Annotated in this window: 14 protein-coding genes and 3 pseudogenes; 8 read left to right on the top strand and 9 right to left on the bottom strand. The window is 40.1% G+C overall.

Going from position 1 to position 23,719, the window contains the following annotated elements; translation table 11 throughout:
- Window positions 1–483: 483 nt before the first annotated feature.
- Window positions 484–759, bottom strand: a pseudogene (locus tag H6G28_RS10530) (zinc ribbon domain-containing protein); the annotation flags it as partial.
- On the opposite strand from H6G28_RS10530, the gene H6G28_RS10525 reads away from it, so the two are divergent.
- Window positions 694–1,317 carry an extracellular solute-binding protein gene (locus H6G28_RS10525; protein WP_199332812.1) on the top strand — a complete coding sequence of 208 codons (624 nt, stop codon included), beginning with the start codon at window positions 694–696 and terminating at the stop codon, window positions 1,315–1,317. The pseudogene H6G28_RS10530 and the gene H6G28_RS10525 overlap by 66 nt on opposite strands.
- Before the next feature lie 225 nt (window positions 1,318–1,542).
- Complete coding sequence (locus tag H6G28_RS10520) at window positions 1,543–1,818, top strand: DUF7219 family protein (protein ID WP_396019789.1); 276 nt, start codon at window positions 1,543–1,545, stop codon at window positions 1,816–1,818.
- Between the two features lie 108 nt (window positions 1,819–1,926).
- Here the strand turns inward: H6G28_RS10520 and H6G28_RS10515 are convergent, their stop codons facing one another.
- The 3 genes from H6G28_RS10515 to H6G28_RS10505 form a co-directional block, all read right to left on the bottom strand.
- Window positions 1,927–2,292: a hypothetical protein gene (locus H6G28_RS10515; RefSeq protein WP_190588442.1), complete on the bottom strand. Its 366-nt coding sequence runs from the start codon at window positions 2,290–2,292 to the stop codon at window positions 1,927–1,929.
- Between the two features lie 322 nt (window positions 2,293–2,614).
- Window positions 2,615–3,631 (bottom strand): sulfate/molybdate ABC transporter ATP-binding protein, encoded by a 1,017-nt coding sequence (locus H6G28_RS10510; protein ID WP_190670594.1) that lies wholly within the window; start codon window positions 3,629–3,631, stop codon window positions 2,615–2,617.
- A 412-nt stretch (window positions 3,632–4,043) separates the two neighbouring features.
- Complete coding sequence (locus H6G28_RS10505; RefSeq protein ID WP_190670593.1) at window positions 4,044–4,577, bottom strand: pentapeptide repeat-containing protein; 534 nt, start codon at window positions 4,575–4,577, stop codon at window positions 4,044–4,046.
- A 398-nt stretch (window positions 4,578–4,975) separates the two neighbouring features.
- Here H6G28_RS10505 and H6G28_RS10500 point away from each other — a divergent pair, with 398 nt between their 5' ends.
- Both H6G28_RS10500 and H6G28_RS10495 read left to right on the top strand, forming a co-directional pair.
- Window positions 4,976–5,278 (top strand): ATP-binding cassette domain-containing protein, encoded by a 303-nt coding sequence (locus H6G28_RS10500; protein WP_190588445.1) that lies wholly within the window; start codon window positions 4,976–4,978, stop codon window positions 5,276–5,278.
- 120 nt (window positions 5,279–5,398) lie between these two features.
- A complete protein-coding gene (locus H6G28_RS10495; protein ID WP_190588446.1) occupies window positions 5,399–6,703 on the top strand; it encodes an MFS transporter in 1,305 nt (434 codons plus the stop codon).
- A gap of 178 nt (window positions 6,704–6,881) precedes the next feature.
- Here H6G28_RS10495 and H6G28_RS10490 read toward each other — a convergent pair whose 3' ends face one another.
- The 3 genes from H6G28_RS10490 to H6G28_RS36785 form a co-directional block, all read right to left on the bottom strand.
- Window positions 6,882–7,943 carry an aliphatic sulfonate ABC transporter substrate-binding protein gene (locus H6G28_RS10490; RefSeq protein ID WP_190670592.1) on the bottom strand — a complete coding sequence of 354 codons (1,062 nt, stop codon included), beginning with the start codon at window positions 7,941–7,943 and terminating at the stop codon, window positions 6,882–6,884.
- Between the two features lie 164 nt (window positions 7,944–8,107).
- A complete protein-coding gene (locus H6G28_RS10485; RefSeq protein ID WP_190670591.1) occupies window positions 8,108–9,070 on the bottom strand; it encodes a TauD/TfdA dioxygenase family protein in 963 nt (320 codons plus the stop codon).
- Window positions 9,071–9,427: 357 nt separating this feature from the next.
- Entirely contained in the window at window positions 9,428–10,558 is a 1,131-nt protein-coding gene (locus tag H6G28_RS36785; RefSeq protein ID WP_242054520.1) for an LLM class flavin-dependent oxidoreductase, read from the bottom strand.
- 116 nt (window positions 10,559–10,674) lie between these two features.
- Here H6G28_RS36785 and H6G28_RS10470 point away from each other — a divergent pair.
- Window positions 10,675–11,631 (top strand): annotated as a pseudogene (locus H6G28_RS10470) (nitrogenase component 1); the annotation flags it as partial.
- Between the two features lie 108 nt (window positions 11,632–11,739).
- On the opposite strand, the gene groL reads toward H6G28_RS10470, so the two are convergent.
- Together groL and groES are read right to left on the bottom strand one after the other, a co-directional pair.
- On the bottom strand, window positions 11,740–13,380 hold the full coding sequence (groL, locus tag H6G28_RS10465; RefSeq protein ID WP_190670588.1) for a chaperonin GroEL: 1,641 nt from the start codon (window positions 13,378–13,380) through the stop codon (window positions 11,740–11,742).
- Between the two features lie 77 nt (window positions 13,381–13,457).
- Entirely contained in the window at window positions 13,458–13,769 is a 312-nt protein-coding gene (gene groES, locus H6G28_RS10460; RefSeq protein WP_190588452.1) for a co-chaperone GroES, read from the bottom strand.
- A 534-nt stretch (window positions 13,770–14,303) separates the two neighbouring features.
- On the opposite strand from groES, the gene H6G28_RS10455 reads away from it, so the two are divergent.
- The 3 genes and pseudogenes from H6G28_RS10455 to H6G28_RS10445 all read left to right on the top strand — a co-directional run bounded on the left by H6G28_RS10455 (window position 14,304) and on the right by H6G28_RS10445 (window position 23,202).
- Complete coding sequence (locus H6G28_RS10455) at window positions 14,304–15,896, top strand: FAD-dependent oxidoreductase (protein ID WP_190670587.1); 1,593 nt, start codon at window positions 14,304–14,306, stop codon at window positions 15,894–15,896.
- A gap of 89 nt (window positions 15,897–15,985) precedes the next feature.
- Window positions 15,986–17,383 (top strand): annotated as a pseudogene (locus tag H6G28_RS37760) (MFS transporter).
- Between the two features lie 296 nt (window positions 17,384–17,679).
- A complete protein-coding gene (locus tag H6G28_RS10445) occupies window positions 17,680–23,202 on the top strand; it encodes a trifunctional serine/threonine-protein kinase/ATP-binding protein/sensor histidine kinase (RefSeq protein WP_190670586.1) in 5,523 nt (1,840 codons plus the stop codon).
- The last annotated feature ends 517 nt before the right edge of the window (window positions 23,203–23,719 follow it).

The raw sequence follows: 23,719 nt of genomic DNA, 5'->3' as shown, positions 1-23,719 counted from the left end.
TGCAGTTTCATTTGCAAATAATGTCGTTTTGAGCAGAACCTTATTTGCAAATAATGTGGTTTCAAAATCGCCTTGTTTGCAGTTTTAGCCCTGGATGTTTGCAGTTCGCTACAATTATCTGTGGAGATTGGGTGTAAGGGTATGGGGTGTAAGGATTTTGAATTTTTTGGGGTACAAACCCCACTCCTAGTGGCTACCGTGCATACACAAGTCAAAAATTTGTAGTATGGAAACCCTATCCCGCCTTGAACTAAAGTTCCAGGCTCACAGCCAAAGTCCACTCAAGTGGACTGGAATGAATTTCTAGTTGAGTCCTCTGAAGAGGACTTGTGCTGTGAGACTCGGAATTAATTCTGAGGCGGGATAGATGCGCTCAACCTAGATTTTTGTATACACGGCAGCCCCTAGTGGGTGGAAAAATCTAAAATACTCGCTGCGCTGTGTCCGCTATACTAACGTCAATATCAAATCCGTGACATACTCCTACACTGATGCTTCGCATACAGTGTAAGCTTCCAAGACAATCCGGCTATTGCGTAGGAGACTCTTGGCTTTAAGAACCGGATGCCCCTCGGCTCTTTTTCTTATTACAATAGCTGCGTTATGGTCACGATCCAAAGAGCAACCACAACTGCATACATGCCATCGTTCATGTAATTTCTTTGGTACTTTTGCGCCACAATTAGAACATTCTTGAGTTGTACCAGAGGCCTTAAAAGGTATTACCAACAAACCAGCATTTTCGGCTTTGTAGCTAATCCCAAGACTTCTGGTGGTGCGCGATGGAATTTTTTGGGTTTATGGGGTTATGTCACAAAAACCGGAAAAGATGAAAATCAGGCTTTAGATTTTACTACCAAAGTTTATCAAAATGTGCCTGTGTTACCCAAGACTGCTCGTAACGCCACGGAATTGTTCTTTAAACAAGGTGAAGGAGATGCGTTACTTAACTATGAAAACGAAATGATTTTATCAAAACAAAAAGGCGAAAAGTTTTCATATATTGTCCCTGATGTCAATATCTCTATTGAAAATCCAATTGCTATTGTGGATAAAAATGTTGAGCAACACAAAAATCGAGAAGTTGCAGAAGCATTTGTGCAGTATCTTTACACTCCAGAGGTTCAACGCGAGTTTGCCAAAATCGGATTTCGCCCCGTTAATACCGAGATCGCGCAAGAAGTAAGTAGCACTTTCCCTCACATTAAAACTCTGTTTAAAGCTGAAGATTTAGGTGGTTGGAACCAAATTCAACAGAGGTTTTTTAATGAAGGTGCTATTTTTGACAAAATTCAAGCCGTTAAGTCTTCAAAATAGACAGGTGAGTAAAAATTTTCAGAAATTTATTTTATAACCTACATAACAAGGCACAATAGAACCACGATTTATCCTATAAATCGTGGTTCTAAATCTCTAATCTTTAATAACTCACATAGAATTGCTAGAGCCTACATTCTTCGATAAGTTAAATATTACAGCAAGAATCAGCATTTACAAAGCCAAAATCTAACTAGATTGGCTATGATGAGGAGAAAGTTTTGAATGAAATCTGAAACTATGCAACAGCCGAGTGAACCAGAAAAAGACAAATTTATTTCTCCTCGCAGTCGCTACTATGGTCAGGTTAAGCCAGAAAACTTGATTTTTAATGCGAATCTCCAAGAATTTGCTCAAAAAGTAGGCATTATCACTAGTTTAGAGACAAATGGCAAGCTCACATCACAGGAAGCTTATAAAAAAATTAAATCTCTTTGGAAACAATTGAAGCGTAGTAAAAAGCAACTCTTCAATAATAATGATTCATCAACATCATTATAAAATTCTTTTTTCAAACTTTTTTAAATCGCCGATAATTACGATAAACCGATTAAAAATATCAGGACTTAAATTTAGTCAATAATTAAGTCCTGATCAATTAAACTCAAATTAATTAACAAGGTTATTTCTGACAAAACCATCTAGGGAATTTCTGACAGCATTAATGTATGCTTGGTCATTTAAAACTTGTGATGGTAGTTTGTTAGCTAAAACTGCGCTACGAACAACATCTTTAGCACTAATTTGTCTGGTTTGATAAGCTTGAAGCAAACTAGCATAACCAGGAATTCCCTGATTTCTCAATTGCCCTTGATAAGCCAAACCTGCAATTTCAAAAGGTTTGATTGCATTAGTGACTTCTGAAATACCACTTAAAGCTTTGGAATTATTTACTACCGTTTCTCTGCTATAAGCAGGACTGAAAGTAGTAGATATCAATAAGAAAGTTAAGCCACTAAAAATTATACTTTTCATTGTAGGTTTATGCGTGTGTGATCAAGTGAAGTAAAGCAAATTTATCCATGCTTAAAAAGCACAAAGATATTTAGTAAATTTATCGATTGCCAGATAAATTACTTGCTTACAAAACTTAATATCATTTTGTCTTGAAAATTTAGTAAGCGACCTCTTCCTTTAGGATATTAATTATGGTGTTTTCAATAACAATTTTTTCTAAGATATATGTCTAATGAAATATTGACAAATTCAATAAAATGTTAATCAGTAAAAGCAATAAAAAAGGGAATTAGGAATTTTTTAACTCCTATTCCCTCAACTTAAATATCGATTTTCACTATTAGACGGAGTAATAAGCGGGAAAAGATTTAGCATGTTTTGGTTTGACGTAAACCTGTTGTTGTGGTTCTAACTGCAATTCGTTGAAGCGATCGCGTGTTAGATGTGCTGTCACAACTTGACCATCGTCTATAGTTAATTCCACCTGAATTTCCCAACCCAGATGAATCAGACGGCTGACTTTAGCTGATGCTGTTGCTTCTTGAGCGTGCTTTTCGATAATCACATCTTGGGGACGCAAAAAGACTTCTGGGTGTCCTGCATTAAACCCGGTGCTTTGGAAAATTCTGGCGGTGTTAGGTAAGACATTCACCGGGCCGATAAAACTCATCACAAATGCGGAAGCGGGATTGTCGTAAATATCTGCGGGTGAACCTACTTGTTCTACACGTCCTTTATTCATCACCACGACTTCATCCGATACTTCCATCGCCTCTTCTTGGTCGTGGGTGACAAACACTGTAGTGACATTCACCTCATCATGAAGATGGCGTAACCAGATTCTTAAATCTTTCCGCACTTTCGCATCAAGCGCACCAAAAGGTTCATCCAATAATAATATTTCTGGTTCTACAGCCAAGGCTCTTGCTAATGCTACCCGTTGCCTTTGACCACCAGATAACTGTGAAGGATAGCGATCGCCTAATTCCTTTAATTGAACTAACTCTAATAACTGTTCAACTCTTCCCTTGATTTTTTTATCTTGAACTTTGCGAATTTCTAAACCAAAAGCAATATTTTGCCGCACAGTCATGTGCTTAAACAACGCATACTGCTGAAATACAAATCCAATATTGCGCTCTTGGACATTTTTATATGTAGCATCTTTGCCAGTGAGGATGATTTTACCGCTATCGGGCATTTCTAACCCGGCAATTAGTCTCAATAAAGTAGATTTACCAGAACCAGACGGCCCTAATAATGCCACTAAAGACCCACTCTTAACTGTTAAATCAACTTGATCAACTGCTTTAAAACTTCCGAAATGCTTGGATATATTATCAACTACTATGCCCACTGCCGTTATCCCTTAACTAATTAACTACGGCTTATTGCTAGGTTTACCGTATTGTATCTAACATATACCATTGGTAACAAATTAAATACAAGTAAATTTTGTCAATATATCTTTAAGTAGAAGTAAACATAGATATAGGAATCCGATTTGATTTCTGAATCTATTTGTGTGGTGCGCGTTCGCAAAGCGTCTCGCAGAGAAGCGCAGCGCAAGCGCGATAGGCAGGGAGTAGGGAATGGGGAGTAGGGAGTAGGAAAGCAGCTTGATCTGAGTGTACTGATTTTTTCATAAATCAAATATGAGTCCTATATCACTAATTTCCAACAAGAAAAAAAAGACAAAAACCCTACTATCAAGTGTGACAATAGGGTTCAAAAAGGAAAATATTTCCTGATACTCAAGCTAAGTATTGTTAGTAGTTTGTTAAACCTGGTGGTGTAATGGCTTGTTCTAAATCAGCACCTTGAAAGTTTGCACCTACAATACTTGTACCTGTCAAATCAGCCTTCTCCAAATCGGCATCAAATAAGTTAGCATTATCTAAATTTGCGCCTCTAATGCTGGCTTTACCTAAATCTGCGCCTTGAAGATTAGCACCTTTGAGGTTAGTTCCTTGTAAATTTGCTCTTTCTAAATCAACACCTTGTAAATTTGCATTTTCTAAATTCGCATTTTGCAGATTAGTATCTTTTAGTGCTGCTCCTATCAGGTTACAACCAACACATTCATGAGTTGTCAGCAAATGTCTGACATTTTCTGCCACCGTTTTTACAGGTGCAGGTGTAGCTTCTGTTGTTACTTCTGTTGTTACTTCTGTTGTTACGGGTGGTGTTAATGATTGAGCCTTAGCAATGGGTTGATCAAATAGCGAAAATCCTGCCACTAATACTACAAATAATGCGGCTACTAAGCAGTTAGTTAGTGTTTGAAAAATTGATTTCTTCATGCTACCTCTTTTGGTAAATGCTGAATTTTTGAGTTCATTAGTTGATATTTACTGTAGATAAGTTGATTATGAAAAACAAATACTATTTTTGTTCAAATCTATAAATTCCAGTGATAGCTGCTGTAATGCTGAGGCATGAAGGAGGCAGGAGGAACAATAACCCGAATTTCTCACGTATGGGTAGTGGGTGTGGGGAGTGTGGGGAGAGGAGGGGGAAAGATTTCTTCACCATCCTCCCACACCTCCCACACCCCTGGATTTCTCTCTTGTGAGAAATCCAGGAATAGGAATAAATCTATTTTTTCTTTGCCGGGAATCAGAGAAATTTTGACCGATTAAGTGAAATATGAGAGCTTTTGTAGTATATATGTAATATGTTTTTGAGGAGTTCATCGGTAATGACAGCCGTAGAACTGGAAAATTTACGCAAGACGTTTACCTTAACGCAAGGTTGGGGTAGAAACCGCAGACAGACTGAGATTGTGGCGGTGGATGATATTACGCTGAGTGTTCCCGATGGTCAAGCGATCGCATTTATTGGGCCAAATGGTGCAGGCAAGTCTACAACCATTAAAATGCTCACAGGTATTTTATATCCCACATCTGGGCAAGCTACTTTGCTGGGGTTAAACCCTTGGAAAAAGCGGCGAGAATTGGCTTATCAGACTGGGGTAGTGTTTGGACAGCGATCGCAACTTTAATTGTGAAAAAAAGTAAAAGCTAAATCATCCGATAGCCTGTTGACTCAAGCAGATTAGCTATTATCATATAATGACTGTTAGCTAATCTAATAGTTAGTAAAACATATTAAAGCTTCCCCTATGAAAGTTTGGCATAGACAACTAGGCGATCGCATCAGTCAGACGATTTACCATTATTTACCTGCCTTCCGTTGGCGGAATTTTCGGTTGTTTTTTGGGGGACAGTTACTATCTATGTCTGGGACATTTATGACCCAGCAGTTAACTATTCCTTGGCTCGTCTATGATTTGACTAAATCAGCTTGGTTGTTGGGTGTGGCTGGTTTTGTACAATTTTTACCGACGCTATTATTGATTCCTTTTTCGGGAGTATTATCTGATCGCTGGAGTCGTCGTGACTTGTTAATGATAGTGCAGATATCAGGAATTAGCGTCTCTTTAGCCTTAACAATTCTGACCTTTACGAATTTGATTACCTTTCCCATCCTCTTGGCCTTGAGTGTACTTAACGGTTTGCTCAAGGGGTTAGATATGCCGGTGCGTCATACCATTGTTACTGAAACCGTAGATGATAAAGCTGATTGGAGTAATGCGATCGCGCTCAATTCAGTCATGTTAAGTTCCTCCCTCGTATTAGGCCCAGCAATGGGAGGGATTTTGATTGCAACCCTCGGAGTAAAATACTGTTTTCTCTACGATACCCTCAGCTACATTCCTGCTATTTTTACCCTGTTAGCAATGGAATTAAAAGCCAGACCAATGCAGAATCTTACTAGCTTCCGCGATACCTTTGCAAAATTACGGGAAGGCTTTGAATATGTCTCTCAGTTTCATCCTATCAGAGCCATTTTATTGATGCTGGCCTTACATGGTTTAGTCGGGATGTCTCATGTCGCACTTATGCCTGTATTTGCTGTCAAGATTCTCAATGGAGATGCAACTACAATGGCTCACCTCAGCACGTCAGCCCCCATTGGCTCTTTCTTTGCTTGCTTGTTTTTGAGCATCAGACGAGGCATCATCGGATTAGATCGTGTAATTGTTACATCTCAAGTATTGATTGGGATGAGTCTGATATCCTTTTCACTCTCGCGTCACGTTAGTTTATCTATCATTATTCTGGTGTTTGTTGGTTGTTTTTCTATTCTCAGCATTACCAGCAGTAACATGATTATCCAAACCCTAGTCGCTGAAGATAAACGTGGAAGGGTAATGAGTTTTTATGCCTTAGCAATGGTAGGTACAATGCCCTTTGGAAACCTCTTAGCTGGAACATTAGCCCAGCATTTTGGGGCGACTGAGGCCTTGATTATTTGTGGTAGCTTGTATGTCTTGGGTGCGTGGTGGTTTTATGCACAATTACCAGGAGTCAGACATTGGATAGCTGGCGAAACAAAAAGCTTGTCTTGGAAAAAGTTGAATTAGCTTTGTAGTTTCTGTACAGATGTATTGACAAAACTTCCGCACAAATGTTGTCTGTAAAGAATGGGTGTGAGGGTTTTTAACACCTGAACCCCTACACCCTTCCTTAATCCCTTGATTTTTTTTACTGATAAATTACATCTTGATCAAGAAACAGAGCAAAATTTTAGAATATTTAAAATTAAGCTCTATTTCTCACTGCATCAGGTGTAATTGCTGCATATTCTTGAGCCGTTAATGTGGCTTCTTTAATATTGACTTGTTTCGGTACAACTTTTAGTTGATATAAAAGGTCAGCAATCTTTTGTTGAGCATTGATTACTTCTTCGGTAATTGGTCGCATATCAAACTTTCTTCTGGTCAGTGCTAATTCCATAGTATCTACATCAGTCTTGACCTTGGGAGCCAGGATTTCGGCTGCTGCACGTCTATTTTTATTCGCCCACTGACCAACTTGATAATATTCTTCTAAAATCGCTTTGAGCAAATCAGCATTATTAGTGGCAAAATTTCTAGATGCTAAGTAATAACTTCCTGGTGTATTAATTCCTTGGGCATTTCGTAAAATCCGAATGCTACCTTCTCTTTGAAGCTTAATCAGATTCGGATCGCCTTCTACAAAAGCATCTACTGTCTTATTTAGAAATGCTGCACGTCCATCTGCAATTGGTAAGTTTACAGATTCAACATCACTAAGTTTTAGTCCGGCTTTTTCTAATGCTTTCACCACAAAATAGGTCTGAGCCGTACCTCTGGAATAAGCAATTTTTTTACCTTTAATATCTGCCAATGTTTGAATAGGCGAATCTTTTAATACAACAATTGCCGAACCTTCTCCTGTTCCGGGTGGAGTGTTAACTAAATAAATCAAATTTGTGCCAGCAGCCTGAGCAAAAATTGGTGGTGTTTCACCTGTTGGCCCCAAATCAATACTACCGACATTTAAAGCTTCTAATAGTGGTGGCCCAGATACAAACTGAGACCAAGTAACATTAATTCCTTGTGGATTTAGCCGTTTTTCGATCGCACCTTTTTCATGGGTCAAATCTCCTGAAACTTGATAGCCAATCCGCACAACTTTATTACTTGTACTTTTAACATTAGTTGTGCTGACATTACTACTACTGGTACTAGCGTTGTTTTGGCCACAACTGACTAAAGTCGTAAACGAAACTAACCCATAAACAGCATAAAGTAAGTCTCGTCTGGATATTCCATAATTACCAATTTGGACTTTTTTCATAACTTTTGACTCAACTTTGAGTCTTATAGATGTAATAGGTGAAAGGTTATAAATAATAGGGATTTCAGAGCTTCACTGTGAGCTTGTCGAAACTCACAGCGAAACCCTTACAACCATTCTTAATAGACAACCTTTGTACGTGAGTGCTGATAGTATCAGCACCTTTAAGAAAGTACTGCTTCTACTTCTTTAGACTCGGCTTTTTGTTGGAGAACGTTGGGGACTTCTGCACTGAAGGCTTCACCATGAACGACTTCTGAACGGAAACCATCAACTCCTACTGGAACATCACCAGTAATAGTTGTCCGATAAAGTAAACGTTCAACATCCAAATGATCCAAATCTTGGGGAGCTAAATGCACAGTGGCGCGATTGTCCCAAAAGGCGATATCACCGTTATTCCAATGGAAGCGAGTGGTGTAAGCTGGCTTGGTGATTTGGTTGAAGAATAGTTCTAACAACAACTTACTTTCTTGTGGTGATACACCAACAATATGTGAAGTGAAGCCAGGGTTGACAAACAACGCACGTTCACCAGTTTCAGGATGAACTCTGACGACTGGATGAATGGAAACCAGTGGGTTAACAGCAATTCGCTCGGCAAATTTGCCATTTTCAGGTTGATAGCCACCTCCATTGAAGCGATGTTCCGCTTTTAAGGTATCGGCTAAATCACGTATAGGTGCTGATAGTCCTTCATAGGCGGCTACAAGATTACTCCATTGGGTATCGCCACCAAAACTAGGAACATTAACTGCACGTAAAACAGAGGCGGCTGGTGGGTTAATTGCTGCTGTTACATCTGTGTGCCAAGGGCCTCCACTGCGAAAACCATACTGTCTTTCATATAGTTTCCGGTCTACAGGTTTAAGTTGGGGAAATCCTGGTACTGGTTCAACTTCTCCTAAAGGATGAGCAAAGGTGACTTCGCCAAAACGAGATGTAAACTCGACTTGAGCCGCATGATCAATATTTTGATTCCGAAAGAACAATACTTTCCATTTCAATAAGGCTTTGCGAATCTCTTTAACTTGCTCATCAGACAAAGGACGTTTGAGGTCTACGCCGTTGATTTCTGCACCGATGAAACCAGCTACTTGTTTGACTTCTATATGTTTGTAGCCCATGAAAATTCTCCAGAGTTTGAATGTTGACAGGACTTACGCACAAAAATTTTCTGCGGAGACTGGGTGTAAGGGTTTTGGACATATACACCCCTATACCCTTCCCAAAACCCTTGGTTTTTCGTCTCACTGCGTAAGTCCTAGTTGAGTAATGTTCACACTCCCCTGCTGTCTATGGAATTTTGCTGATATCTCATCAGAAAATTTTGATATTGGGAGTATAACTAAACATATCATACACTATTCCGATAAACTTACCGTAGTATGTGGTTGATATTTAGCAATTTTTTGTGTTTTTGCCTTGATAGTAGTCACCAAGTCGTTTGGATTTTGAATTTTAGATTGGGAAATTGCTGTATTTCAGACTTCAGATGATAATCTCAGTCCGGCTTGCTTCATCAGAGGGAGAATGCGATCGCCAAAAAATTCCAGGTCTTCTTTAAAGTCATAAAAACTCAATTGCAAGCCATCAATACCAGCCTGCTTCAACTGGATAAACTGCTCAACTACCTGTTCAGGTGTACCAATGACTTCGATATTTCCACCAATCGCCCGACGTTTCGGTGCATCTTTACCGACACGACCCTTCCAAGCGTGAGCATCACTGTCAAATCTGCTAAAGCCTAAAGGTGCGTCAGGATCAGCATACGCAACGATCGCATCGTGGTAGTCCCAAGTTTCGCGCTCAGTTTCCCGACTGATCACCATAGGGTTAAGAAGTGTGCGGACTTCGCGCCCAATATCCCGCGCTGCTTGCTTCACTCTTTGGGTATGGGCTGGTAAGAGTGCGATCGCACTAGCAAAATCTGACCCTCCAGGACTAGTAGTCTGCCAAGGAAACTTTGCGTTGTGGTCAGCAGAGGAGCAGAGAGGCAGAGGGGCAGGGGGGAAAGACTTACTGCAAGTTTCTCCCCTGCTCCCCTGCTCCCTTGCTCCCTTGCTTACCTCCACGTAGCAATTTTGGGTTGGTACACTACTAGTAATAAATACAATATCTGAGTAACGCGCCGCAAAAGAAATACCTGCATCTGAACCTGTAGCATTCACCAACACTGGGCGGCCATATTTCGGCTTGGGTGTGACAAAGGCTCCACCAAGTTTCCAAGTGGACTTTCCTTCAAAAGAAAAGTTCTCGTCATCATTCCACAGACGTTGTACCACTTCTAAGAACTCAGCCGCCAGTTCATAGCGATGATCATGCTCAATGCGGTTCCAACCAAACATCTCATGTTCTACAGCCCGATGTCCGGTTACGATATTAATGCCCCAACGACCCCCTGATATATGGTCTAACGTCGCACCATATTTGGCTAAATGCAACGGGTGAATTGGCCCATACAACACATGAATAGTAGAAATGAGCATAATTTTTTGGGTGATGCTTGTCAGAGCAGCTGTTGTGATAAACGAGTCTAGAGCTTCTCCGTTGAAAACACCTCCATAGCCACCCTTGGGAAGCCACTGTGACAGCGCAAATAAGTAGTTAAACATAATTAATTACACAAAGTCATTGCGAATGGAGCGAAGCGAAATGAAGCAATCGCAAGGGCTGGGATTGCTTCGCTTCGCTCGCAATGACTGTAATTAATTTTGCGTGGTTACTTATTCCGGTCATTTATGTGAATGCACCTGGATTTCTTGGTAGCAAGAATTTGGGAAATCGGATCGGTAACGAAACTTTATTGAATTATGTTATCGGTACAGCAGAGCCAGAATTTACGACACCATTGGATATTAATATTGTTGGTGATTATAATGTCGCTGGCGAAACTTGGAATATTTTACCATTATTCCAAAAACTAGGGATTCGCGTTCTTGCCAAAATCACAGGTGATGCTCGTTATCAAGAAGTTTGTTATGCTCATCGTGTCAAATTAAATGTTGTGCTTTGCTCCAATGTAGCTATCCAAATGGCACAAACGATGCAAGAAAGTTATGGGATTCCATATATTGAGGAATCTTTTTATGGCGTAACCAACTTAAACAATTGCTTGCGGAATATTGCAGCAAAATTGAGTTTATCTTTAGAAGATAGTTTTGTGGCTCATGAGTTGCAAAAACGAACAGAAGATTTGATTACTCAAGAAACTGCTGCTTTGGATATTGCTTTAGCTCCATATCTTGCTGATTTAAAAGGTAAGCGGATTATTCTTTCTACTGGCGGCGTAAAAAGTTGGTCGTTGATTTTAGCAGCTAAAGACTTGGGAATGGAAGTTATTGCGGCTACAGACGGCAAAACAACAGACGAGGAGAAAGTAAAAATTAAACAATATCTTGGTGAAGATGGAATAGTTTTGTCAGACACAACTCCCCAAGCATTATTAAAGGCATTACACCAAACAAAGGCTGATGTTTTGATTACTGGAGCTGGTAATAAATATACAGCACTCAAAGCACAGATTCCTTTCTTAGATATTAACCATGAACGTCATCACGCTTATGCAGGTTACACGGGTTTAGTGGAACTAGCACGGGAATTGCATGAAGCGTTGTATAGTCCTATATGGGAGCAGATTAGTAAAGCTGCGCCTTGGGATGAAAAATTCAGCTATGCCAAATACTGAGTGCTAAGTAAGCTAATTTAGGTTGATAAAAATGTAAATGGTCATTTGTCATAACACAAGACAAATGACCACTACAATCAACTAGTACAGTTCGTGCCTATCGATCTATTAATAATCAAAGTCGCCACCGCCTAAGCCGCCACCAGGAGCAGCAGGGGCGGCATCTTTTGGTTCTGGTTTGTCAACTACAATGGCTTCGGTAGTCAATACCATACCTGCGATTGACGCGGCATTTTGGACGGCGGAACGTGTCACCTTAGCGGGGTCAACAATTCCTGCCGCAAACAAATCAACGAATTCGCCGGTTGTTGCGTCGTAACCGACATTGAATTCTTTCTCTTTGACTCGTTCTGCAATCACCGCACCATTTTGTCCGGCATTTTCCGCAATTCGTTTGAGAGGTGCAGCCAAAGCGCGAGAGACAATTAACGCACCGATTAATTCTTCATCTACTAAGTTAGCCTTCGCCCAGGTTTCTAACTCAGGAGCCAAATGCGCCAGTGTTGTACCACCACCAGGAACAATACCTTCTTCAACAGCTGCTCTGGTAGCGTTGATGGCATCTTCTAGGCGTAGTTTGCGGTCTTTGAGTTCGGTTTCTGTGGCTGCACCGACTTTCACGACTGCAACCCCACCGGCTAATTTCGCCAGACGTTCTTGGAGTTTTTCTTTGTCGTAGGAAGACTCAGTTTCTTCGATTTGGCGGCGGATTTGTTCTACTCTTGCCTTGACAGCTTGCTCGTTACCTTCTGCTACGAGGGTGGTGCTGTCTTTGGTGATGGTGATGCGGCGGGCTTTACCGAGTTGGTCGAGCTTGGTAGCATCAAGTCTCAAACCAGCATCTTCGGTAATTAACTGTCCACCTGTGAGAATAGCAATATCTTCGAGGATAGCTTTACGGCGATCGCCAAATCCAGGTGCTTTGACAGCCGCAACATTCAATACACCCCGCAAACGGTTGACAACTAAGGTTGCCAGAGCTTCTTTTTCAATATCTTCGGCAATAATTACTAGGGGTCTGCCTTGACGTGCGACTTGTTCCAGAATCGGTACTAGGTCTTGTACCAATGTGATTTTCTTATCAGTTAACAGCAAGAAAGGCTCATCTAGGACTGCTTCTAACCGTTCTGCATCAGTCGCAAAATAGGGAGAAATATAACCCTTGTCGAAGTTCAAGCCTTCTGTCACTTCCAGTTCGGTGGTGACTGATTTACCTTCTTCTAGAGATACTACGCCTTCACGACCAACTTTATCTAAGGCTTCGGCAATTAAAGCACCGACGACTTCATCATTACCCGCAGAGATCGCTGCAACCTGAGCGATCGCTTTGGAGTCTTCCACAGGACGAGCGTGTTCTCTAATTTTTTCCACGAGAAAACCTGTGGCTTTGTCAATACCACGCTTGAGTTGAATGGCATTTGCACCAGCCGCAACGTTTCGCAAGCCTTCTTTGACAATGGCGTGAGCTAATACTGTTGCTGTGGTTGTGCCGTCTCCCGCCGCATCGTTAGTTTTAGAAGCAGCTTGACGAATTAGAGCCACGCCTGTGTTTTCGACATGATCTTCTAATTCAATTTCTTTAGCGATGGTGACTCCATCATTCACAATTTGAGGTGCGCCAAACTTCTTTTCTAAAACAACGTTACGACCTTTGGGGCCGAGGGTAACTGCTACCGCTTCTGCCAGAATATCAATACCTCTTTCCAAGGCACGACGAGCATTTTCGTTGTAAATGATGCGTTTAGCCATAGTAATTTCAGTCCTCTTTAGATTGTGTAGGTTGATGATTGGCTATTTAGGAATGATGAATAATGAATGGCGATCGCCTATGACACAATTGCCAAAATATCCTTTTCTGACAACAGGACATACTCTTCTATACCTAGCTTGATATCAGTGCCAGCGTACTTAGAGAACAGCACTTTATCGCCAATTTTAATATCAATAGTTTGATAGGTTCCGTCATCGTTGCGTTTACCAGGGCCGACAGCGACAATTTCACCTACCTGCGGTTTTTCTTTAGCACTATCAGGCAAAAGAATACCACCCGCAGTCTTTTCTTCGGACTCACTAATTTTGATAAACACGCGATCGCCCAAAGGTTTAACGGTAGATACGCTCAACGCTATAGCTGCCATACAAAATTCTCCAAACTCACTTTTTTGAGGTAAATGTTCAATTCAACTGAGAGGAAAATTCCTCATAGGTTGTGTTTTTCAAATTAAACCCTAGGCATGGAATGGCTTCTGATTAAACTAACTAAGCAATAGCGAGTTAAATCAGAATTGCCGGCAGAGGAGTTAGTACAGTAAGTTTATCGAGTTACCGTACTTTACTGTGTTAAGTATCATGTCACATAGTTTGAAAAAAATCAAGTAGTGCAGTAAAGCCTATATTCCCAGCATTACTTAGAATAACTAAATATTTGTTTTACATATACTAAGTACTTGAATTTTTTGAATGGCAATGCAATACTGCTAAATTAACTACGTTAAATCGGTCAATAATTAGTATTTTAAGGAAGCCTATGTAAGACTTGGAGAGCTAACTTTTCAGGTCTTCTAGAAATTATGCCTAGATGAACTTGGCTAGTTATGTATGTAACTTAGCCTCGCTCATTATCTGGGGAAGATTGCCCTTCCCCATTTCTTACTTTTCAAGGAGTAAATTTCATGAATAGTTCTACTCATCAAGACGCTGATGTTTTGATTATTGGTGGTGGCCCGTCTGGAACTTGGGCGGCTTGGAGTGCAGCCACCAGTGGCGCAAAAGTTGTGTTAGTAGATAAAGGTTACTGCGGTACAAGTGGTGCAGCGGCCGCATCTGGAAATGGCGTATGGTATATACCACCAGACCCAGAACAACGAGAAGCCGCAATGGCCAGCCGAGAAGCGATGGGAGGTTTCCTAGCAGATCGGCAGTGGATGAAGCGGGTATTAGACCGTACCTATGACAACATTAATTCTCTGGCTGACGAAGGCTACCGTTTTAGTGTGGATGCAGAAGGAAAAGTTATCCGTCGCTCTTTGCAAGGCCCAGAGTATATGCGGTTTATGCGGAGAAAGATTAAGCAAGCAGGGGTGAAAATTTTAGACCACAGTCCCGCTTTAGAGTTATTGGTGGATGCAGAAGGCGCGGTAGCTGGTGCTAAGGGGATTAATCGACAAACCGGGGAACACTGGACAGTGAAAGCTGGAGCCGTGGTGATTGCAACTGGTGGCTGTGCCTTTTTGAGTAAGGCTCTGGGTTGTAATGTTTTGACAGGAGACGGTTATTTAATGGCTGCTGAAGCCGGGGCTGATTTCTCTGGGATGGAATTTTCCAATGCCTATGCGATTTCGCCGGCGTTTTCTTCGGTGACTAAGACCCGATATTATGATTGGGCTTCTTTCACTTATGAAGATGGCACAGTAATTGAAGGTGCAGGTTCTAAACGTGGTCGTTCAGTGATTGCTAAGACATTGCTGACTCAACCTGTGTATGCACGTCTTGACCAAAATATGGATGAAGCAACTAAAGCATGGATGCGAGCTTCTCAGCCTAACTTCTTTGTGGTATTCGATCGCGCTGGGATAGACCCATTTACACAAAGATTCCCGATCACTTTGCGTTTAGAAGGAACTGTACGCGGTACTGGTGGGATTCGGATTACTGACCATACCTGCGCTACCTCAGTTAATGGACTTTATGCGGCGGGGGATGCTGCTACTAGAGAATTAATCTGCGGTGGTTTTACAGGTGGTGGTAGCCATAATGCGGCTTGGGCAATGTCTTCTGGCTATTGGTCGGGACAATCTGCGGCTAACTATGCCCTGAGTTTGGGTGAAAAAGCCAGCCAGCGCAGTGTTCAGGGAGTGGGTGCAGCCGGGTTACGTGGCGGCGGTGATCATCAATTCTCTGCTGAAGAAGCGATCGCGGCAACCCAAGCTGAAGTTTTTCCCTACGACCGCAACCTCTTCCGCAGCGAATCTGTATTAGGTGAATCTTTAGAAAGATTAGATCACCTATGGCAAGAAATCCGCCGTAGTAACACACCTTATGATAGCCATATTGTGCGATCGCGGGAAGCAGCAGCGATGGTTGCAACTGCACGCTGGATGTACAACAGTGGTTTGCAACGCCAAGAAACTAGAGGGATGCACAAGCGGATGGATTATCCGCAACAAGACCCCAACCAACAATATCGCCTGTTGAGTGGTGGGTTAGATCAGATTTGGGTCAAGCCTGAGTCGATAGTTGCAAAACGGGAATTAGTCACAGTGTAAGTTTTAGGGATTGAGGAAGGAATGAGGCTATTGCTTGATTTCTTCCTTTTTTCAACGCAGTCCCGATGAAACTTGTTTCATAGCCAAGCATGAAAGAGCGAGTACTATGCTTACTCAGCACTTTTAACTCAGCACTCAGTACTCAGCACTTTCAAGTCAGAGGGGCGCAGAGAATTGAAGAGTTTAGAAGTTGTGAAATCTTATACATGAAATTATTATCTTTATTTAAATTAAATCTTGATTTGCCTGCGTTGCGATCGCGCAATTATCGCCTCTATTTTGCCGGACAAGCTTTGTCGATGACGGGCAATTTCATGACCCAGGTAGCGGTGCTTTGGTTAATTTATCAATTAACCGATTCGGCTTTAATGTTAGGAATAGCAGGATTTTTTGGACAATTACCAGTATTTGCCTTAGCTCCAATTTCGGGGATTTTAGCCGATCGCTACAACCGCCATCGTTTGTTATTGTTATTTCAGCTTGTTGGGATTTCTATCTCAATTATTCTGACTGTCATCACATTTTTAGGTTTGGCTAATTTTTGGACATTGCTAACCTTGAGTACATTATTAGGTTTGCTCAAAGGCTTAGATGTGCCGGTTCGCCACGCATTTGTTAGTGATATGGTGAGTCGAGAACTGATGGCAAATGCGTTGGCGTAGCCCGCCGAAGGCATCGCGCTTAATGCAGCCTTTCTCAATGGAGCGCGATTAATTGGCCCGGCTCTTGGTGGGATTTTGATTGCTAAGTTTGGCGCAGGCTACTGCTTTTTATACGATAGTCTCAGCTATATTGTGGCTATTTGGGCAATTACAGCAATGCAAATTACACCGCGCACAGTGGAAATACAGACAAGCGATCCTTGGCGGAAGTTGCAAGAAGGGTTTCAATATGCTTATCATTTCTTACCTGTGCGTTCTATCTTGCTATTACTGGCAACAGCTAGTTTAGTGGGTATGTCATATACGACACTTCTACCCATCTTTGCAGTCGAAGTTCTGCATGGAGGTTCGGAAACCTTGGGTTTTCTCACAGCCGCAGCTGCTATGGGTTCGGTGTTTGCTTGTGTTTATCTGAGTTTTCGGCAAAATATCGTAGGTTTAGAGCGTTTAATAGCCTTTTGTCCGGCGATTATGGGGGTTGGCTTTATTTGTTTCTCTGTCTCTCAAGTCTTCTGGATTTCTCAGTTAGCTTTGGTGATGGTTGGCTGGAGTTCTACACTCCAGGTAGCTGCAAGTAATACATTGCTGCAATTTATTGTGGAAGATAGCAAACGGGGCAGGGTAATGAGTTTTTATGCTATGTGTTTTATGGGTATGGCTCCTTTTGGTAATCTCCTCGCTGGAACTCTCGCCAATTATTTAAAAGCTCCCAATACTTTGATTTTAGGTGGTGTAATCTGCATTTTAGGTTCGTTATTATTCATACAACAATTACCCCAACTAGTGAAATTGATCAATTTGAGGACAAAGTTAGTAGCAAATTAATGTGCTGATATTAATTTGCACTCCTAAATTGTTTTTTTACTTCATACTCATCCTCAAATATTCACATCGCTCTACTTACAACCATTGTTTAGATTTGTATGAGATGAAATATCTTTGGTATTCGGACAACGATATCTGCATTAGAGAATAAATTGTGTTTACTAATACAGTTGGATGGTTAAAGTTTTTAATGCTCACCAATCTCTGTAGATACACAGTAGCAATTTTTGCTGAAATGATAAAGTTTTTTGTGCAGATGGGAATACTAAGCTTAGTATTTACATCAATTTGATACTATGCTGAGAATTCCCGGTTATAAATTGGGTAAAGAAATTTACAACGGCTCTAAAACTTTGGTTTATCGGGCTATTCGAGAGATTGATTCATTATCAGTAGTACTTAAAGTGCTGAAGAATCCTTATCCGAGTTTTAATGAACTTGTACAGTTTCGCAATCAGTATACCATTGCTAAAAATCTCAACTCTCCCGGAATTATTCAGACTTACAGTCTAGAAAATTATGAGAATGGCTATGCGTTAGTCATGGAAGATTTTGGTGGAATTTCGCTGCGGGAATGGGGAATTAGGAATCGGGAGTTGGGAGGGAGGGTAAGTTTAGAGTTTCTGAAGGAATTTTTACAGATAGCGATCGCCCTTTGCAATTGTTTAGAAATACTTTATCGAGAATCAATTATTCATAAAGATATTAAACCCAGCAATATATTAATTAATCCTGAAACTCAACAAGTTAAATTAATCGATTTTAGTATTGCATCTTTATTACCAAGAGAAACTCATACTATCCTGAATCCCAGCGTTTTAGAAGGTACACTGGCTTATATCTCACCGGAACAAACAGGGAGAATGAACCGGGGAATTGATTACCGGACTGATTTTTATTCTTTAGGGATTACTTTTTACGAATTACTCACAGGTGAGTTACCCTTTCAATCAAATGATCCCATAGAGTTGGTGCATTGTCACATTGCCAAAAAAGCACCTTTAGTCAACCAAATTAATTCCCAAATACCCAATTTACTGGCAGAAATCATCAACAAATTGATGGCGAAAAATGCAGAAGATAGATATCAAAGTGCATTAGGCATAAAATTTGATTTAGAAAATTGTTTACAGCAGCTAAATTCTACTGGGGAAATTTCTAGCTTTGAAATCGCTCAACAAGATGTGTGCGATCGCTTTATTATTCCTGATAAACTCTACGGTAGACAAGCAGAAGTAGAAACTTTGTTGCAAGCCTTTGACAGAGTTAGTCATGGCGCAACCGAAATGGTATTAGTTGCTGGTTTTTCTGGTATTGGCAAAACCGCCGTTGTCAACGAAGTTCATAAACCAATTGTCCGCCAACATGGTTATTTTATTAAAGGTAAATACGACCAATTTCAACGGGATATTCCTTTTAGTGCCTTTGTACAAGCCTTCCGAGATTTAATGGGACAGTTGTTAACTGAAAGTGATGCCCAAATACAAGCATGGAAAACCCAAATATTAACAGCCGTTGGCGAAAATGGACAAGTAATTATTGAAGTTATCCCCGAATTAGCGAGTATTATTGGCGAACAACCACCAGCCGTAGAATTATTTGGTAAAGCCGCCCAAAATCGCTTTAATTTGTTATTTCAAAAATTTACCAAAGTCTTTACCAGTGCGGAACATCCCTTAGTTATATTTTTAGATGATTTGCAATGGGCAGATTCAGCATCATTAAAGTTAATGCGAATATTAATGGCTGATACAAATCATCTTTTATTAATTGGTGCGTATCGAGATAACGAAGTTAACCCTGGACATCCATTAATTTTGACGTTAAATGAAATCCGCAAAACCAAAGTAGTAATCAATACAATTACTTTGGCAGCACTAGATCAGGAAAATATTAATCAATTAGTTGCTGATACTTTCAAATGTTCTGTAAATTTGGTCATAAATATTTCTCAGATAATATATCATAAAACTCAAGGCAATCCTTTTTTTACAACACAATTTCTCAAGGCATTATATCAAGATAATCTGATTAAATTTGATGCAAACTTAGGTTGTTGGCAATGTGATATTGCTCAAATTACAACTCAAGCAGTTACAGAAGATGTTGTTAATTTCATGAGTTCGCAACTGCGAAAACTCCCAATCTCGACTCAACAAGTATTAAAGTTAGCTGCTTGTATTGGAAATCAATTTGATTTAGAGACTTTGGCAATTGTTTCACAACAATCAGAAGTTGAGACAGCTACTGCTTTGTGGAAAGTTTTAAAAGAAGGATTGATTTTACCAATTAACGATGTTTATAAATTTTATCAACAAGAGTCATTAGTTAATAGAGAAAGCAATGTTAATCTTTCGTTGGAGAATAGTGAAGAACAGACAAATGAATCAAGACAAATAACAGTTGCTTATAAATTTTTACATGACCGTGTACAACAAGCAGCTTATTCTCTGATTCCTGACAATCAAAAACAAGCAACTCACTGGCAAATTGGTCAATTACTCCAGCAAAAGTTATCAGAAAGTGAACAAGAAGAAAAGCTATTTGATATTGTTGGGCATTTAAATCAAGGTCAGGCATTAATTAGCCAAAATAGCGATCGCCAAATCCTCGCCCAACTGAACTTAAAAGCTGGTGCTAAAGCAAAAACAGCCACAGCTTATGCTGCTGCTGTCGCCTATTTACAAACTGCGATCGCACTTTTGGAATCTAACTGCTGGCAAACCCAGTATGAATTAGCCTTAGAAATACATACAGCAGCAGCCGAAGCCAGTTATTTAAATGGTGATTTTGCTGGGATGGAAAAGTTTGCTGCATTGGTGTTGCAACAAGCTAAAACCATCCTTGACAAAGTAAAAATCTATGAAATTCAAATTGCTGCCCAAACTTCTCAAAGTCAAATGTTAGCAGCGATCGCAGTTGGTAGAGAAGCTTTAAGACAACTAGGAATTGAATTCCCCAGCGAATTAGACGAAGTTCATCTTGGCAAAGCTTTAGCAGAGGTAAACCAGCAACTCAACAACAGAGAAATTGCCGAACTGATTAACCTACCCCTGATGAGTGAACCCACAGCCCAAGCTGCATTGCAACTTTTAGGTATGTTGTTTGCACCAGTGTTTCTGGGAAACCCCAGTTTACTGCCTTTATTGGGTACAACGATGGTGCGGTTATCGCTGGAATTTGGCAATGCGCCCGCCTCAACGGTAGGATATGTAACCCAGGGTTTGGTACTGTGCGCCTTTTTTGGCGAAGTTGCAACCGGCTATAAGTTCGGGAAATTAGCACTCTCCCTACTAGATAAATTAAATGCTCAAAGCTGGCAATCCTGCACTTTCACACTGTTTGCTTGTTTCATTCAACATCGTCAACAACCATTTTTAGCAACCTTTTCCATATTAAAAGAAGCCCACAGAACTGGTATGGAAACCGGTGATTTTCTCTATGTTGGCTATAGCATAGCCATCTATGCTTTTACCGCACTGTTTATTGGCGTAGACCTGAATACATTAACGTTGGAATTTCCTACTTCTAATGCTGTTCTGACTCAGGTGAAGCAAGATTCTGCGCGTGTTTATTTAGACATGATGCAGCAAGCAGTCGAGCAATTGAAAGAACCAGTCAGTCAGCCAGATTGCTTAATTGGCAAGATATACGACGAAACAGTCATGTTGCCAAAGCACAAACAAGATAATGATCTCACAGGAATCGCCTTTGCTTATATTTACAAACTTTTGCTGGCATACTCTTATGGTAATTATGCTAATGCCCTCGACTACATTACCCAAGTCAAACCCTATTTAATGGCATTATCAGGACTGATTCATATTCCTATTTTCCATTTTTATGCAGCCCTCACCCACCTAGCAATTATTTCCACACAACCAGAAGCAGAAGAAATTCTGAATGAGGTAGAAAATCATCAAGCAAATTTGTATCAATGGGCGCAATTTGCCCCAATGAACCATTTACATAAGTGGCATTTAGTAGAAGCAGAAAAATGTCGAGTTCGTGGTCAAAAATTAGCAGCAATGGAACATTACGATCGCGCCATTACTCTTGCCAAAGATCACAAATTTCTCAACGAAGAAGCCTTAGCAAATGAACTAGCTGCCAAATTTTATCTTGGTTTGGGTAGAACAAAAATCGCTCAAACCTATATGCTGGAAGCTTATTATTGTTATACACGTTGGGGTGCAGAAGCTAAAGTCATCGATTTAGAAACACGCTATCCCCTACTACTCGTGACAATTCTGCACAAACAGCAAGCATCTTTCAAAGCCACAGAAACCATTATTTCTTCCTCTTCAGAGAAAGTTGATAGTTCTAGTTTCAGTAAAAGTAGTCTTTCAACCAATCTAGATTTAGCCAGCATTGTCAAAGTTTCGCAATCGCTATCTAGTGAAATTGAGTTAGAAAAATTACTCTCGACTTTATTAGAAGTCATACTCCAAAACGCTGGTGCTGATAAATGTGCATTACTCATGCCAAAAGGTAATTCCTGGTTCATTGAAGCACTTTATCAACTCGAACAACCCAGTTGTATTTTGCGTTCTCTCCCCTTTGATGATCATCAAACATTACCCCTGAGTCTGATTAATCAGGTGAAAAATTCTCTCACCTTAGCAGTGATTGAGAATGCAGCCACAGAACAAACTCTAGCGGCTGATCCTTATATATTAGAATATTCCCCCAAAAGCGTGCTTTGTGCGCCAATTTTGAACCAAGGCAAATTGATTGGCATTTTATATTTAGAAAATAACCTGACAGGGGGAGCATTTACCCGCGATCGCCTAGAAATTTTACAGTTATTAATTTCTCAAGCCGCCATCTCTTTAGAAAATGCTCGATTGTACGCACAACTAGAAGATAGAGTCAAAGAACGCACTCAAGAACTCAACCACAAAAACGAGGAACTGCAAACAACTTTAAAAGAATTGCATCGTACCCAAACACAAATGGTACAAAGTGAAAAAATGTCAGCTTTAGGCCAATTAGTCGCCGGTATTGCTCACGAAATTAATAACCCCATTACCTTTATACATGGCAACTTAAATTACATTCAGCAATATACCAATGATTTATTACATATAGTAGATACCTATCAAGACCACTACCCCCATCCCCCAGAATCCCTAAATGCAGAAATCGAAAATCTAGATTTTAACTTTGTGAAAGAAGATTTACCGAATATTCTCAAATCTATGCACATGGGTTCTGAACGCATTCGACAAATGGTGTTATCTTTACGCAACTTCTCTCGTTTGGATGAATCAGAATATAAAGCGGTGGATCTGCATGAAGGCCTTGATAATACATTAGTCATGTTGCAATATCGTCTGCAAGCCCAGACTAATCGTCCAGCAATTGAAATTATCAAAGAATATGGCGAACTACCGTTAGTAGAATGCTGCGCTAGGGAAATTAACCAAGTATTTATTAGTGTAATTGTTAATGCGATCGATGCCCTAGAAGAAAAAAGTCGTCATCACAGCTTACAAGAAATTACAGCCAACCCCAATCAAATTCAGATTCGGACTCTCACAACCGAACTAAACCAAGTCCAAATTATCATCGCCGATAATGGCGTTGGTATTCCAGACAATATCCAATCCCGCTTATTTGACCCATTTTTCACAACTAAACCTGTAGGTAAAGGCACAGGTTTAGGATTGTCCATTAGCCATCAAGTGATTACAGAAAAACATAGCGGTTCCATTCATCTCAACTCTGTATTAGGTAAAGGAACAGAATTTATCATTACTTTACCTATTAAGTCAGATAAACATCCTCTTACTAACGTAATGGTTGAACTTTCATGATCATCTCTGTTTATAGGAATCCGATTTGATTTCTGAATCTAGTTATATAGGTAGGGGGTAGGGAATGGGGAGTAGGGAGTAGGAAAAAAGCCTGACCTGGGTGTACTGATTTTTTTCATAAATCAAATATGAGTCCTATAGCAAAACATTGATTTCTCAAGTATTTTAGATTTAAATATGATTTTTTAATTAACTAATGAAATAGTTTGTTAATCAAATCTATAGATTTTTATTTATAATTGTAGTCTGTAAAAATAATCTCATTGCATCAATACGGGATTGCATATAATTTTCTGAAAAATCATAGATATTCCTTGAGTAATTTCACGTTAACTTCTGTAAATTTTTATACTAAAATAGTATAAATCTTCTTGTTTAGTGTGAATCTGTGTTGTTTGCTACTTCGTTGATAAAGAGTTAGCAAAAACAATTCCCTAGCATCGACGTTAAACAGCTAATTGCGATATAAAGTATTTACCCAGAAAAAAGTAACTCCAAAGCAGTTAATTTTTTAGGA

The sequence above is a fragment of the Nostoc sp. FACHB-190 genome (assembly GCF_014696905.1).
GTDB lineage: Bacteria > Cyanobacteriota > Cyanobacteriia > Cyanobacteriales > Nostocaceae > Nostoc_B.
Note: the sequence above shows the minus strand (reverse complement) of the source record. Positions and strands in the feature narration are given on the sequence as shown.